The sequence below is a fragment of the Kitasatospora sp. NPDC050463 genome (assembly GCF_040655255.1).
GTDB lineage: Bacteria > Actinomycetota > Actinomycetes > Streptomycetales > Streptomycetaceae > Kitasatospora.
Map to the genome: position 1 here is coordinate 1 of NZ_JBFAJO010000079.1, position 12708 is coordinate 12708.

A 12708-nucleotide genomic window follows, 5' to 3' on the forward strand; every position below is an offset into this window, starting at 1 on the left:
GGCGGGAACCGCCACAAGGCGGACCTCTAGCGCTGCAGTGTCAACACGCCCGGCCGGTACGGCAGGAGACCGTAGTCCATGCCGTCGGTGCTGGGTCGCGCTCCTGGTAGATGGCTGCCGCGGCGACCGCCCCCGACGGCCCCCGACGGCGCCACCTCGCGGCGCGCGCTGACCAAGCCGACATCGCGTCTTCCTCCCGTCATTGGGATCGTCGAAACGAGACGGGCCGCGTCGGCACCGACGTGGACTGCGCCGAAGTGGCACGTTAGCGTTAACAATTTCGGGGGCGAGCCATGAAGCAAGCCAACCGGCGGCGCGGCGGAACGCGCCACGTGCGACCTGAGTGTCCCTCGGCATGTACATGAGCGGCCAGAGTTCTGTCAGAAGGGGAAGTGGATGCTCCGCATCGGGGTCAGCGGCGGCTGAACCTGGATCCACCGACCGGTAATGGGCTGCGGGAGGGGCTGACGCAGGAAGGGGCCCGCTGAGCTGGGAAGAGCGGAGTTCCTACGCCAGGGCTTCGGCGTAATCGTTTCGAGAAGGCCCGCAAGGCGCTCGGCCGGCGCTACCGCCTGGCCGCCCAGCCCTCCGCCCCGGGGGCTCGGCGCTCTCCTCGCGCCGTCCGGGTCGGTGGCGCTGCGTAGCAACCTACCTGGACGGCTCTGGCGTCCCGCTCGACACCGTTCACCGCTTCCCGCTGCCTCTCATCGTCGAGGGCGTCGCGTGTGCACTGGTTGTGAAGTGATCTTCCGCGAGGCTGCTTATGTGCTCTGGCTCGGCGACTCCGCGAAGGCCGGGCTCGGCTGGCCGGCGATCGGTGGCTTCGTCATCGCGGTGGTCGCGGCCGTCGCGGTCGCCCACTTCGGGCAGGAGGAGACCGCTGTCGCCGAATCGGCCGACCGCGAACCCGCGGCCGCCTGACCGAGCGTCATACGCCCGGAGCGGATGCCCGGCCCACCCGGTCGGCGGGGTCACTGCCGACCGGGTGGGCCGTCGCCTCCGACCGGCCGGCCCCCGGTCTCCGGCCTGGCGTCGGATACCACCGCGGCGGTGCGCCGACCAGGCTGGAGGGCACGCCGGTGGTGGCCACCGCGACCGCGTCGGGCGCATGCCGACGAGCACTGAACCAAGGAGAGAACGTCATGAGTGTTTCCCTGTCCAAGGGTCCGCCGCCCGAGGTGTCGCCCGGCCCAGCCCGACCCGCGTGTGGGGCCCGCCCGGAAGGCAACCGGGCGGACCCCACACGTCCGACACGGTCGCGGTGGCGGCAGCCGAGGGCTCAGCAGCCGAAGTTCACCAGGCGGAACGAGGCGTAGTGATCGGCGGTGTAGTAGTCCTCCTGGGCCTTCTGCCCGGTGATGATCCGACGCGCCCCGCGCGTCGGCGAGCCCGGGGTCTTGACCGTGTACTCGTGGTAGTAGCTGGTGGCGCGGGCCGGCAGGAGGCGCTCGCGGTTACGGAACACCGTGCCGTCCTGGGAGTACGGGAACGGGCCGCCTTTGGCGATGAGGGCCAGGGTGTCGTGTGCCTGGGAGGGCAGCGCGGAGTAGCACACGCTGCCGACCGCGCGCACGGTGGGGGAGGAGGCGGAAGCCGCCGAGGCGGTGGAGGCGGGCGCGGCGTAGGCGGCCGGTGCCGCGAAGAGAGCAGCGGCGACGGCGACGGCACTGCCGGCGGCTGCGATGCGTGGGGGGATTCTCATGCCGCCCATGATGACGCGCGTAGAGTAGTGCTCGTCAATCCCAAGTCCCGTGATTTTTCCGTGTGTTAGCCAAAGCCGTACCCTCAGGGATCCCGGTGGCCTCGGCCGCGCACACGCCCTCACCCGTTCCGATCACGCCGCCGCGGGCCGACCGCGTCACGGTGCCGCGTCGGCCACTGCGGTACGACGTGCTGGTCGACGGTGTTCGGCACCGGGGCGAGCTCGCCGTGCACGAGGCCCGGCCCGACCTGGTCGCCGCCGACCGCAGGCACTGAAGCGCCCGAGCGGAGGGCCGTGGATGTCCCTCCGGTCGAATTCGCCGTGCGTCCTTGCCTTGTCACGTAGTAGGCGCAGGCGGTCACATGATTGTTCCATCGTGGCTCGATCATGCGTACGGAGTGTTCGCGTGTTTCACCCGTACCAGTGATCAATTCGCGGCGTCGGCTGTCGGGAGCGGGGGTAGGGAGGCGGTATGGACTTACCTGCGGACCTGTACGACGCTCCGGGCGCCCTGTACCTGCCCTATACGGCTCGTCGTAATTCACACATTGACGCAGTCCGCGCCGAGCACCTCGGCTGGACAGCCCGGCACCGCCTGGCCCCGGCGGACGGTGCGGAGCAGGCCGCATGGTGCCACCCGGATGTCCCACCGGACGAACTGGCCCTGCTGGCCGCCTGGTACAGCTGGGCGGGGCAGCCGGCGGACACTCCCGTGGAGAGTCTGGAGCGGGCACGGGCGGATCTGTGGCCTCGGACCACAAGAGGCCGCACGGCTGACTGGTGCCGCCGCTTCGCCGACCGCACCGACCGGCTGGCCAGCCGTCACCCGGCCCCCGATGACCTTTCCCCCGGCGACCTGCTCGCCCACCTGGACGCCCGCCGCCCGTTCGCCCTGTGGGCCGCCGCCCTGGTCGAGCGCAGCACCGGGCATCTGTCGCCCGAACCGGCCCAGGCCGCCTTCGCGGACGCCGCCGTTCTGCTGGTCGACCTGTCGGCCGGGCCGGCTCCTGACACCGTCCGGGTGTTCGGCGAACTACTGCACTGCGACCGGCCGACCGCCGCCCGCTACGTCAACCGGCTCCGCACCGCCCGGCTGCACCAGTTCGAGCACAGCGGAGCAGACCAGGGACTGCGGGACTGGCTGGCCGGCCACGCCGAACTGCACCTGCACCGCTCTGGCTCGGGCCACCGCACGCCCAACGGCGTCCCGAGAGGCCTGGGCAGCTCCGCCGCACGGCTTGCCGCGCAGTACACCCCGACGCTGCCCGAACTGCCCACGGCCGCGCCCACCCCGGGCTACCCCTTCGCCCTTCCACCATTCCGGCTGCCCTGGCCCGCCCGGCTCAACCCACACCTGGAACAGGCCCGCCAGGAGACCAAGGATTGGGCCCGAACGGTCGGCCTGCTGGACCCGGTGATCTCCCCGCCCGGCCCGCCGATCTGGACCGAGTCCAGTTTCGACAGCGACGACTGGACCCTGTTCGCCGCCCTCACCAACCCCGGAGCCAGCGCCCCGGAGCTGACCCGCATCGCGCAGTGGGACGTATGCCTGCTCGCCTTCGACGACCACTTCGTCACCGCCTACAAGCTCCCCCGCGACCTGGCCGGCGCCCGCGCCTTCACCGCCCGGCTCGCCCTCTTCATGCCCCCGGACGGAGGGCCGGTCCCGGTCCCCGCCAACCAGATCGAGCACGCGCTCGCCGAGCTCTGGGCCCGCACCGCACCGGACATGCCCCCAGCCGTGCGACACCGCTTCCCCGCCTACGTCATCGACTTCGTCGCGGCCAACTTGGAGGAACTGGACGCCATCGCGCAGCAGCGCGTCCCCGATCCGGTGCACTATCTGGAGTTTCGCCGGTCCAGCGCCGGGACCGACCTCTCGATCGGTCTCACCGGACAACGTCCGCCCGCCACCGCCCCGCTGCGCCGTCTGGAGGACGCCTTCGCCGACAGCGTCGGTCTTCGCAATGACATCTACTCCTACCGCAAGGAGATCGATGAGGAACACGAGGTCAGCAACGCGGTGCTGGCCGTGCGCCGACTGCTTGGCGGAAGCCTCCAGCAAGCCGTGGACGTCGCCTACCGGCTCTTCGAGGAGCGGGTAGCGGAGTTCCAGCGGATCGCCGACCGGGAACTGGGCGCCGAGCACGCCGCCTATGCAAACGTGCTGAGGGACTGGATGGCCGGCGACAACGAGTGGTACCGGCGCACCGGCCGCTACCGTGCCGGGAGCAGCCGGTCGATGTTCCCGTTCCGGACGCCGGCCACACCGCACCGCACGCCTCCTGGGTTCGCAGCCGCATCACCGCCGGCCCAGAACGCGCAGGACGACGAGACCACCTGGTACCCCAACCGGACTTCGACGCACTCGGCTTAGCCGAAGACGACGCCCGGCGCCAGCTTGCCCGCTGACCTTCTCCCGCGGTGCGATCAGACGCTGCACCTGCCGCCCGACGCCGCCGCTAGATGGCCGCCAGGACGCGGTGGACCGTGAAGGACACGCCCGTCTCTCGGCGCTCAGCAGGCCACTTCGAGGCCGTCCAGCGAGCGTCCCTGATCGCGGAGTAGGTAAGTCCGATGTCCTCGGCCAGGCGGAACAGCGAGTCCTTGACAGTGAACTCGTCCCCCGGTGTTGGCCCACCGGGCTCGGGCTTACGAGTAGCCGCACGATAGTGACGCGATCTTGAGCGTGTGGAAGCCCCGAGACTTGAGCGCTGGTATGTGGCGATGCTGGCCTGGCAGGATCGGCTCGTGATGAAAACCTCGGTGACTATGCGCGAGCTTGTTGTCGGTGACTGCCACGCTGTACATGCCTTCGCCAGCCTGCCGGAGGCTTGCCGTTACCAGGCGTGGGGGCCGAACACCGAGGAACAGACGCGGGACTTCGTCCAAAGCGCGGTGGATGCTCGGTTGCAGTCCTCGCGGGCGAGATTCGTGTATGTGGCCTGCCTCGACGGTGAACTCGTCGGTCTCGGCGAGTTGAAGGTTCGTAGCCTGGCCCACCGTCAGGGCGAGATCTCCTATCTCGTCCATCCTCAGGTGTGGGGTCGGGGCGTGGGCACAGCCATCGGCGGGGAACTACTCGGCAGAGGGTTCGGGCTGATAGGACTGCACCGGATCTATGCGACCTGCGATCCTCGCAACGTCGCATCGGCCCGGGTGCTGGGCAAGCTCGGCATGACCCACGAGGGCCGGCACCGGCACACCGCGCGGATCCGGGACGGCTGGCGTGACTCCGACGTCTTCAGCATCCTTGACCAGGAATGGGCGCACCGGCCCGGGCCTGAATGATCGGGGTATCGGTGGCCAGGCTCCGGCAGCGGCCCTGGTGCCGGAGGGCGAAGAGCCGCGCGGGATCATCTGGCGTGTGAAGTCAAGCTGGGCCCGCGCGGCCTGTTCTGATTCTGCCCTGTGCGGGATCTCGAAGGAACATCTGGGTACGCTGATCACCGAGTTGGCCGGGCCGTGGACCGCCGCCCGAGACTCTGGGCTTGCCAAACGGCGTGGCCATGGTCGACTGCGGGCGGCCGGGGCTGGGCCGGATCACCAGTTGGTCTTCGTGGACCGGGTGCTGGTGACCTTGGTGGTGCTGCGCTGGGCGCTGTCGCGCAGGGTGCTCGCGGCGCTGTTCGGAGTCTCGCCCTCCACGATCGACCGGGCGGTCGGAGAAGTGCGCCCGCTGCTGGCCGCTCGCGGCTTCGCGGTGCCGGATCGGCCTGGGATCAGGCTCAGGACCCTCGCGGACGTGTTCGCCTATGCCCAGGCCGAGGGGATCACGCTGCGGATCGACGGTACCGAGGTTCAGGTACGCCGCCCGAAGGCGGGGCGGCCGGGCCGTAAGGCGTTCGTGTCGGGCAAGAAGAGGCAGAACACCGAGAAGGCCACGATGATCAGCGACGAGCAGGGGCGGGAGCTGTGGCTCGGGGCGATCCGCCCGGGCCGGATGCACGATGCCACCGCAGTACGCACCGAGGGCATCGAGGAGCAGCTGCGGCTGCACCCGAAGGTGAAGGCCGAAGTCGATTCCGGCTATGCCGGCCTGGCCCGCGACTTCCCCGGCCAGGTCAGCGCCCCGCCGAAGAAACCAGCGGCGGACGCCGGGCCGTCCGAGCGCAACTTCTACGACCACGCGCGTCGCCGCCAATCCCAACGGCGGATCATGGTCGAGCACGCCAACGCAGAGATCAAGCAGTGGCGGCCGCTGCAACGCTGGACCGGCGAGCGCGACGACCTGCCTGAGGTCATCGCCGCAATCGGCGCCCTGGTCTCCGACCGCAGCGCCAAGCGCCCGACCCTCAGCAGGCCGAGCACGGAACTCGACCTCGTCCGCGCGACGGCCTGCTGATCCACCCCGAGCCGAACCGCCAGGCCAGCACGTCCCAAGTCCTATCGTGCGGCTGCTCGTTACCCACTGCGCGTCCACGGCCGCATCAAACGCTGACCGGTTCCGTGAGGTCGTAGCCGCAGGTGCCCTCGCTCAGTGGTCGCCCGGTCCGCCCAGGGTTTCGGACACGGGCAGGTCGAGGGTGGCGACGGCTCCGCCGGCGGGTGCGTTCGCGAAGGTCAGCTGGGCGTTGAGCACTGCGGCCTGGCCGGTGGCGATGGTGAGGCCGAGGCCGTGGCCTTGGCCGCGTTCGGCAGCGCCCGTTCGGAAGCGCTGCGGCCCGTCGGCGAGGAGGGCGTCCGGGAAACCGGGCCCGTGGTCGCGGACGGTGATCCGGCTGCCCGTGACGGTGACCTCGACGGGGGAGGCGCCGTGCCGGTGGGCGTTGGCCACGAGGTTGGTGACGATCCGCTCCACACGGCGCGGGTCGGTGCGGACGGCGGCGGGTGCGATCAGCCGAAGCCGGGTATCGCCGCCGCCCTGCCTGCTCACCTGGGCGATGAGATCCCCCAGGGGGACCTCGTCGAGCCGGGCGCTCTCGGCACCGGCGTCGAGACGGGAGACCTCCAGCAGATCCTCCACCAGGCCGCGCAAGGCGCGGACCTGTGTGCGGACCAGGTCGGTGGCCTCGTCCTCCTCGGGCAGCAGACCGGCGGCCGTGACCAGGCCCATCAGCGGGGTGCGCAGTTCGTGAGCGACATCGGCGGTGAAGCGCTTCTCCGCGGCGAGCCGCCCTTGCAGCGTCGCGGCCATCTCGTCCACGGCCGTGGACATCTCGGTGATCTCGTCGCGGGCGCGGCCCCGGCGGCCGATCCGGGCATCGAGATCGCCGTCTGCGATCCGGCGGGCGGTCCGGGAACCGTGGCGCAGGCGCCGGTTCATCCGCTCGGCCGCCAGTGCGGTGACGGGTACGACGACGGCGAGGGCGGCGAGGGCGGCCTTGACGATGCTGCGGTCCAGCAGCTGGAGGCTGCGCACCGTGGCGCTCATGTCGGTCCGGACGGTGAGCACCTGATCGTCGCCGGCTGGGACGGCCGCCCACATCCAGTACCAGTTCGGTGCTTTGACGTCGTACCACAGGGCGTACGCTCCCGGGACCGTCAGGCCCTCGACGGCCTGGGCCAGCGGCCCGGGCAGGCTGGTCCCGGGCTGGAGGGAGGCGTTGTCCGGGCGGCGGCCGGTTTGGGAGAACTCTCGCTCAGCAGCAGCCAGTTGGGCGATCGCCTGGTCGCGCCCGGTCCGGTCGCCTCGCTGCGCGGTCGCCTGGTGGACGAGCAGGCCGATCACTACGGCGACCGCGCTGCAGGCGAGCGCGACCAGGGCGGTGATCTTCCAGCGCAGTGAGCGCGGGTCGAGCAGGCGCGGGCCGATGCGTGGTGTGGTCATCGAGTCAGCTCCGGAGAAGCTTGTAGCCGAAGCCTCGGACGGTTTCGATGCGGTCGGCCCCGATCTTCTTGCGCAGCCGTACCACGCACAGGTCGACGACCCGGGTATCACCCTCCCAGCCGTAGTCCCACACCTCGCGCAGCAGGCGGCGGCGGTCCAGGACCATGCCGGGGTTCTCCGCGAAGGCCAGCAGCAGGCGCAGTTCGGTGGGCGTGAGGGGGACGGCACGGCCGTCCAGGCATACGTCCAGGCCTCGCAGGTCGATGGTCAGGCCACCGAAGGTGAGGAGGTCCGGCTCCTCCTGGGCGGCGGAATGCCGGGGCTGGCTGTGCGGCTCGCCTCGCGCGATCCGTCCCTCCTGCACGGGCTCGGTGGCCGCTTCCTTGCGGAAGGTGGCGCGGCGCAGCAGGGAGCGGATGCGGGCGACGAGGACGGGGATGTCGACGGGCTTGACCACGTAGTCGTCGGCACCGGCCTCCAGGCCGGCCACGACGTCGAGGGCGTCGCCTCGGGCGGACATCATCAGGATCGGGGTGAGGGTCTCCTCACGGACGCGTCGGCACAGGCTGATGCCGTCGAGGCCGGGCAGCATCACGTCCAGGATCAGGATGTCGTGTGCCCCGGCTCGGACGGCGTCCAGGCCGTCGAGCCCGTCCCCGGTGACGTCGACCTCGTACCCGTAGCGTTCCAGGGCCAGCTGGACCGAGCGGCGGATGACCGCGTCGTCCTCGACGAGCAGCACGTTGACCGCTTCGGGCACTCGGGTTGCGGACAAGAGCTCTCCGATGTCGTCGCCTTGGGGTGTGGTGCTCATTCGAGCACGTCGGTGGCCGATCGTAGCTGCCGGGGGCTGCGGCGCGGAGGTCGCACCCGGGGGCAGCGCGGGCCGCGGGGGATGCTCACAGCCGCAGGGAAGCCGCGACCGGGAGGTGGTCGCTACCGGTGTCGGGCAGGGTCCACGCGGAGCGCGGGGTGATGCCTTTCACGAGGATCTGGTCGATTCGCACCACCGGGAGCGGCGCGGGCCAGGTGAAGCCGAAGCCGTCGCCGGCTTCCTGCTGGGCCGACCGCAGGGGTCCGGTGAGCGTGCGCAGCGCGGAGTCGTCGAAGGAACCGTTGAAGTCACCCAGGACGACGATCCTGGGAAGCGGCTCGCTCTGTACGGCTGAGGCGAGTTTGGCGGCCGCTTCGTTGCGGCGGGCCGTGGTGAATCCTGCGTCCAGGCGTACTCGGACCGAGGCGAGGTGTGCCGCGTAGAGTGCGACGGGGCCCTTGGGGGTCTGGACGGTGGCGCGCAGGGCCCGGGTCCAGGGCATGATCTCCACTGGCTCCACGGCCTGGAGCGGGTACTTGCTCCACAGTCCGATGCCGCCGCGCACCTGGGAGTAGGGGTAGGTGGCGGCCAGTTCGTGCCGGTAGGTCTCCTGCGCGTGGCTTGCCAGTTCCTCCACCGCCAGGACATCGGCTCCGGAGTCGGCCAAGGCGCGTGCCGTCCGGCGCGGGTCGGGGTTGTCCTCGTTCACGTTGTGGCTGACGACTGTGAGGTCCCCGCCGGCTGTGCGCTTGTCGAGGAGGGCGGGTGCGAACAGAACGGTCCAGACGAGGGCGGGAAGCAGGACGGTTACGGCTGCCGGGGCGGAGCGCCGCAGTGCCGCGAGGAGGAGCAGTACCGCGATGCCCAGGCCCGACCAGGGCAGTACGGTCTGCCAGAGGCTGGCGAGGTTGACTGGGCCGTTCGGCAGCCAGGGGCTCAGGGCCATCAGAGCGGTGCACAGAGCGGCGGCCCCCGCGATCAGCTGCCCGCGCTGCCCTGCGGCACGACGGGAGCGACGGCGCAGGACATGGTGGCGAACCGTTCGGCGACGGAGTCTGCGCCCGCCGTCGTTGCCTGGCCCGTGGGCCGCCGTGGCGACGCCCGCGGCCGGGGGTGTCGTCGAAGCCGTGCCGGTGCCCGCGCTCACGCCCACTCCCGCCGGCCGCCGTCGAGTGCCGGCAGGATACCGGGCAGCTTCTGCCGCAGGGCGTCGACGAGCCGGCCACTGCTTTCCAGCGCCGCCCGCAGGCCGTCGGCGGGAGTGGTGCCGGCGCGCTGGCCGAGCACCACACCGTAGACGAGCCGGCGCCCCGAGCCGCTCTTGCCGTCGGTGACCTCCAGCGCCCACATCAGGTTCCCGCCCGCCGATGTGGTCGAACCGGTCTTCAGGCCCACCACCCCGGGCCGGTCGAGCAGCGTATTGGTGTTGCGCAGCGGTGCGGCGCGGCCCGGGAGCGTGGTGTCACACAGGGCCACGGTGGCCCGCAGCGCCGGGTCCTTCATCGCCTCGCGGGCCAGTTTGAGCTGGTCGGCGGCAGTCGACACGGTCGTGGCCTCCAGGCCGCTGGCCCCGGTGTAGGTGGTGCCGGTCATTCCCAGTCGGGCGGCCTCCGCGTTCATCCGGGACACGAACGCCTCCTCGCTGTCCGCGTCCCACCGGGCCAGCAGCCGGGCCACGTTGTTGGCGGAGGGGAGCAGCATCACCTCCAGCAGCTTGCGCTGGCTGAGTCGCTGCCCGGCGGTGACGGGAGCAGTGGACTCGTCCGCCGAACCCGCCTCGGCCGCGGCCTTCGCGTCGACTGTGATCGTCGGCCCGTCCTCGCCGTCCCCCAGGGGGTGGTCCCTGAGAACGACGTACGCCGTCATCACCTTGGTGACGCTCGCGATCGGTACCGGCTGCTGCGGTCCTTTGACACCGAGTACGCCGACCGTCGCCACAGCGACAGCCGACTGTCCCTCCTGCGGCCACGGGAGACCGAGGGCGGCGATGGCTTCGGGTGCCGGCAGCACCAGCGCCCCGCCCGCCCGGGCGTCGTTGCCCGTGCCCGCGTCGCCACCCTGCCGGGTGGCCAGCGTGCCACCGCCAGCGCCGGCGAGCAGGACGACGGCCAAGGCCCACAGTGCCCCGCGGCGGGACAGTGGGGGCCGGCCGGGCGCGGTACGCGGGTCTCGGTCTTCAGGTTGCGTGGGGACTGACACGGCGGCTGCCTCCCGGAGCTAAAGGGACAAAGGACCCCCGGTGGCGGTGGTCACCGGGTGTGCCCACAGGCTCCGCGACCGGCGCTTCGGCCTGGTCGTAGCGCGGCTTCCGCCGGCGCGCAGTCGTGTATCAGCCATGTACCGGATGACCGGTCGCACAGGTCCGGGAGGGGCAGTGCAGCCGTGCGGGACAGCTTTGACGCGGGTACTCGCGCCAGGCCCGAGGCCTGGTGGACGTCGTAGGCGGCCAGGTAGGCCAGCGCTCCGCCGCGCCCGTAGGTGTGGTTGACCCGCATCGCCCTGGCCTGCCCGGGGGCGAGTGTGGGGTGGCAGCGGCAGCGGGCCTGGACGGAGGTCTTCTCGTCCGCGCTGATCACATACTCGTCCGCGCCGAGCGGCTCGCCGTCCCGGGCGCGGGCGTACAGGTCCAGGGCCCGGGCCGCCTTGAGCCGGAAGCCGGGGGCGCTGATGAGGATCCAGGAACGGTGTTGCCAGGGCTTGATCGCTCCTGGTCGAGCCGGCGCCGCACGGTGGAGGCGGAGATCGTGCCGGCGATGGCGCGGGCGACGGCCTCGCGGGCCGGCTCTGTGGCCGACCAGCGCGACAGCGGCGTGCCGCTCTCCGCGGGCAGTTGACAGGCCAGCGCCTTGACCTGGGCACTCTGCAACGGGGTGTCGGAGGCGGTTAGGAAGATCGGGCATGCGGAAGCGAGAGGCAACGCGGAGAGCCGTTCACGAGAAGTGGATGACGACGGGGTGCGACAAGCGCACCCTCCCCGCGGCGTGCGCCCTGCACGGTGGTTCCGGTCAGTCGGTGGCCGTCAGTGCCTCGCGTGCGGTGGTGAGGATCTCCTCGGAGAGCGGGGAGCCTTTGGTGGCCCGGGACAGGACGAGGGCGCCGAGCATGGTGCACAGCCGGGTGATGCCGTCCTGGTCCTTGGTGTCGAGCCAGTCGGCGAAGTCGCCCACTCCCTGGGTGTAGACGCGGCGGGCCTCGCTCTCTCCGCCGTCGCGGGCCATGTCGGTGGCGAGTGCGGCGGCGGGGCACCCGTCTGCCGCGCTGTCGCGGTGCTCGGCGGAGAGGTAGGCGTCGATCAGCGCCCGCTGGGCGGCGTCGCGCTGCCCGGCGTACTGATCGAGCCCGTCCTTGTGGTGCTGGGCGAGTTCGCCGAACGCGTGGGCGGTGGCCTCGTCGATGAGTGCCTCCTTGGAGGCGAACTGCTTGTAGAAGCCGCCGTGGGTCAGACCGGCCGCCTTCATGAGGTCGGCGACGCTGACGTGGGTCCCCTGTTCCCGGAACAGGCGGGAGGCGGTTTCCACGACCCGCCGGCGGTTCTCCTCCGCCTGCGCCTGCGATACGCGGCCCATCGGCCACCTCCCGATTGGATGTCGACTGGCATCTATCCTAGACCAGTGCTTAGATTGCAGTCGTAATCTAATTGGTGTGGGTCGCCTGAAGGCGGCCGTGGCGCTGGGAGTGGACATGGAACTGAAGGACGCGGTAGCAGTGGTCACCGGTGCCAACCGGGGGCTCGGGCGGCATCTGGCCGCCCAGCTCGTGGAACGCGGGGCCAAGGTGTACGCGGCGGCCCGTCGCCCCGAAACGGTGGACCTTCCGGGTGTCATCCCGCTGCGGCTCGACGTGACGGACGCGGAGTCGATCCGGGCGGCGGCTCGCACCGCCTCCGACGCGACGCTGCTGGTCAACAACGCGGGCATCTCCACCGGAACACCCCTGATGACGGGCAGCCCGGACATGGTGCGCCTGGAGATGGAGGTGAACTTCTTCGGCCCGCTCGCCGTGACGCGGGCTTTCGCCCCGGTCATCGAGTCCAACGGCGGCGGCGCCGTGCTCAACGTGCTGTCGGTCCTGTCCTGGCTGCACCCGGCCGACCTCGGCGCCTACGCCGCGGCGAAGGCCGCGGCCTGGGCGCTGACCGGCGCGGTCCGGGAGGAGCTGGCGCCCCGGGACATCGCCGTCTCGGCGCTGCACGTCGGATACATGGACACGGACATGGCCGCGAGCGTTCCCGCCGACCAGAAGACCGACCCCGCCGAGGTCGCCGCCCAGGCCCTGGCCGGCATCGAGCGGGGACTGCCCGAGATCCTCGCCGACGACACCACCCGGCACGTGAAGCGGAGCCTGGCCGTATCGCCGCACGCAGCGTGAGGCGCACCCACCCGCATCGGCGTGGGGCGTCATGAACCAGCAGTGAATACCAGA

General features: G+C 71.2%; 12 protein-coding genes. 6 read left to right on the forward strand and 6 right to left on the reverse strand.

Annotated elements, in window-relative coordinates; all coding sequences use genetic code 11:
- Positions 1–741 precede the first annotated feature (741 nt).
- A complete protein-coding gene (locus tag AB0J08_RS33830; protein WP_360641738.1) occupies positions 742–921 on the forward strand; it encodes a hypothetical protein in 180 nt (59 codons plus the stop codon).
- Positions 922–1279: 358 nt separating this feature from the next.
- Here AB0J08_RS33830 and AB0J08_RS33835 read toward each other — a convergent pair whose 3' ends face one another.
- Positions 1280–1702 (reverse strand): ribonuclease domain-containing protein, encoded by a 423-nt coding sequence (locus tag AB0J08_RS33835; protein ID WP_360641740.1) that lies wholly within the window; start codon positions 1700–1702, stop codon positions 1280–1282.
- 472 nt (positions 1703–2174) lie between these two features.
- On the opposite strand from AB0J08_RS33835, the gene AB0J08_RS33840 reads away from it, so the two are divergent.
- The 3 genes from AB0J08_RS33840 to AB0J08_RS33850 all read left to right on the forward strand — a co-directional run bounded on the left by AB0J08_RS33840 (position 2175) and on the right by AB0J08_RS33850 (position 6047).
- Positions 2175–4079: a hypothetical protein gene (locus AB0J08_RS33840; protein WP_360641742.1), complete on the forward strand. Its 1905-nt coding sequence runs from the start codon at positions 2175–2177 to the stop codon at positions 4077–4079.
- 350 nt (positions 4080–4429) lie between these two features.
- Positions 4430–4993, forward strand: a complete 564-nt coding sequence (locus AB0J08_RS33845; protein ID WP_360641802.1) for a GNAT family protein — start codon at positions 4430–4432, stop codon at positions 4991–4993.
- 76 nt (positions 4994–5069) lie between these two features.
- Positions 5070–6047 carry a transposase family protein gene (locus AB0J08_RS33850; RefSeq protein ID WP_360641744.1) on the forward strand — a complete coding sequence of 326 codons (978 nt, stop codon included), beginning with the start codon at positions 5070–5072 and terminating at the stop codon, positions 6045–6047.
- A 132-nt stretch (positions 6048–6179) separates the two neighbouring features.
- Here AB0J08_RS33850 and AB0J08_RS33855 read toward each other — a convergent pair whose 3' ends face one another.
- From AB0J08_RS33855 to AB0J08_RS33870, 4 genes are all read right to left on the reverse strand, one after another.
- Complete coding sequence (locus tag AB0J08_RS33855; RefSeq protein WP_360641746.1) at positions 6180–7472, reverse strand: HAMP domain-containing sensor histidine kinase; 1293 nt, start codon at positions 7470–7472, stop codon at positions 6180–6182.
- A gap of 4 nt (positions 7473–7476) precedes the next feature.
- Positions 7477–8247, reverse strand: coding sequence for a response regulator transcription factor (locus AB0J08_RS33860; protein WP_360641748.1), 771 nt, complete (start codon positions 8245–8247; stop codon positions 7477–7479).
- Between the two features lie 124 nt (positions 8248–8371).
- Complete coding sequence (locus tag AB0J08_RS33865; RefSeq protein ID WP_360641750.1) at positions 8372–9232, reverse strand: endonuclease/exonuclease/phosphatase family protein; 861 nt, start codon at positions 9230–9232, stop codon at positions 8372–8374.
- Positions 9233–9429: 197 nt separating this feature from the next.
- Entirely contained in the window at positions 9430–10398 is a 969-nt protein-coding gene (locus AB0J08_RS33870; RefSeq protein WP_360641752.1) for a serine hydrolase, read from the reverse strand.
- Between the two features lie 575 nt (positions 10399–10973).
- Between AB0J08_RS33870 and AB0J08_RS33875 the strand changes: the two genes are divergently transcribed.
- Positions 10974–11120: a hypothetical protein gene (locus AB0J08_RS33875; RefSeq protein WP_360641754.1), complete on the forward strand. Its 147-nt coding sequence runs from the start codon at positions 10974–10976 to the stop codon at positions 11118–11120.
- Between the two features lie 171 nt (positions 11121–11291).
- On the opposite strand, the gene AB0J08_RS33880 is transcribed toward AB0J08_RS33875, so the two are convergent.
- Entirely contained in the window at positions 11292–11852 is a 561-nt protein-coding gene (locus tag AB0J08_RS33880) for a TetR/AcrR family transcriptional regulator (RefSeq protein ID WP_360641756.1), read from the reverse strand.
- Between the two features lie 115 nt (positions 11853–11967).
- Here AB0J08_RS33880 and AB0J08_RS33885 point away from each other — a divergent pair, with 115 nt between their 5' ends.
- Positions 11968–12654: an SDR family oxidoreductase gene (locus tag AB0J08_RS33885; RefSeq protein WP_360641804.1), complete on the forward strand. Its 687-nt coding sequence runs from the start codon at positions 11968–11970 to the stop codon at positions 12652–12654.
- Positions 12655–12708: the final 54 nt, after the last annotated feature.

Bases quoted from the DNA above. Each gene is read 5' to 3' on its own strand.
- AB0J08_RS33885 (WP_360641804.1), top strand. From the start codon at position 11,968: ATGGAACTGAAGGACGCGGTAGCAGTGGTCACCGGTGCCAACCGGGGG.
- AB0J08_RS33880 (WP_360641756.1), bottom strand. From the start codon at position 11,852: ATGGGCCGCGTATCGCAGGCGCAGGCGGAGGAGAACCGCCGGCGGGTC.
- AB0J08_RS33855 (WP_360641746.1), bottom strand. From the start codon at position 7,472: ATGACCACACCACGCATCGGCCCGCGCCTGCTCGACCCGCGCTCACTG.
- AB0J08_RS33840 (WP_360641742.1), top strand. From the start codon at position 2,175: ATGGACTTACCTGCGGACCTGTACGACGCTCCGGGCGCCCTGTACCTG.
- AB0J08_RS33865 (WP_360641750.1), bottom strand. From the start codon at position 9,232: ATGGCCCTGAGCCCCTGGCTGCCGAACGGCCCAGTCAACCTCGCCAGC.
- AB0J08_RS33835 (WP_360641740.1), bottom strand. From the start codon at position 1,702: ATGAGAATCCCCCCACGCATCGCAGCCGCCGGCAGTGCCGTCGCCGTC.
- AB0J08_RS33845 (WP_360641802.1), top strand. From the start codon at position 4,430: ATGCTGGCCTGGCAGGATCGGCTCGTGATGAAAACCTCGGTGACTATG.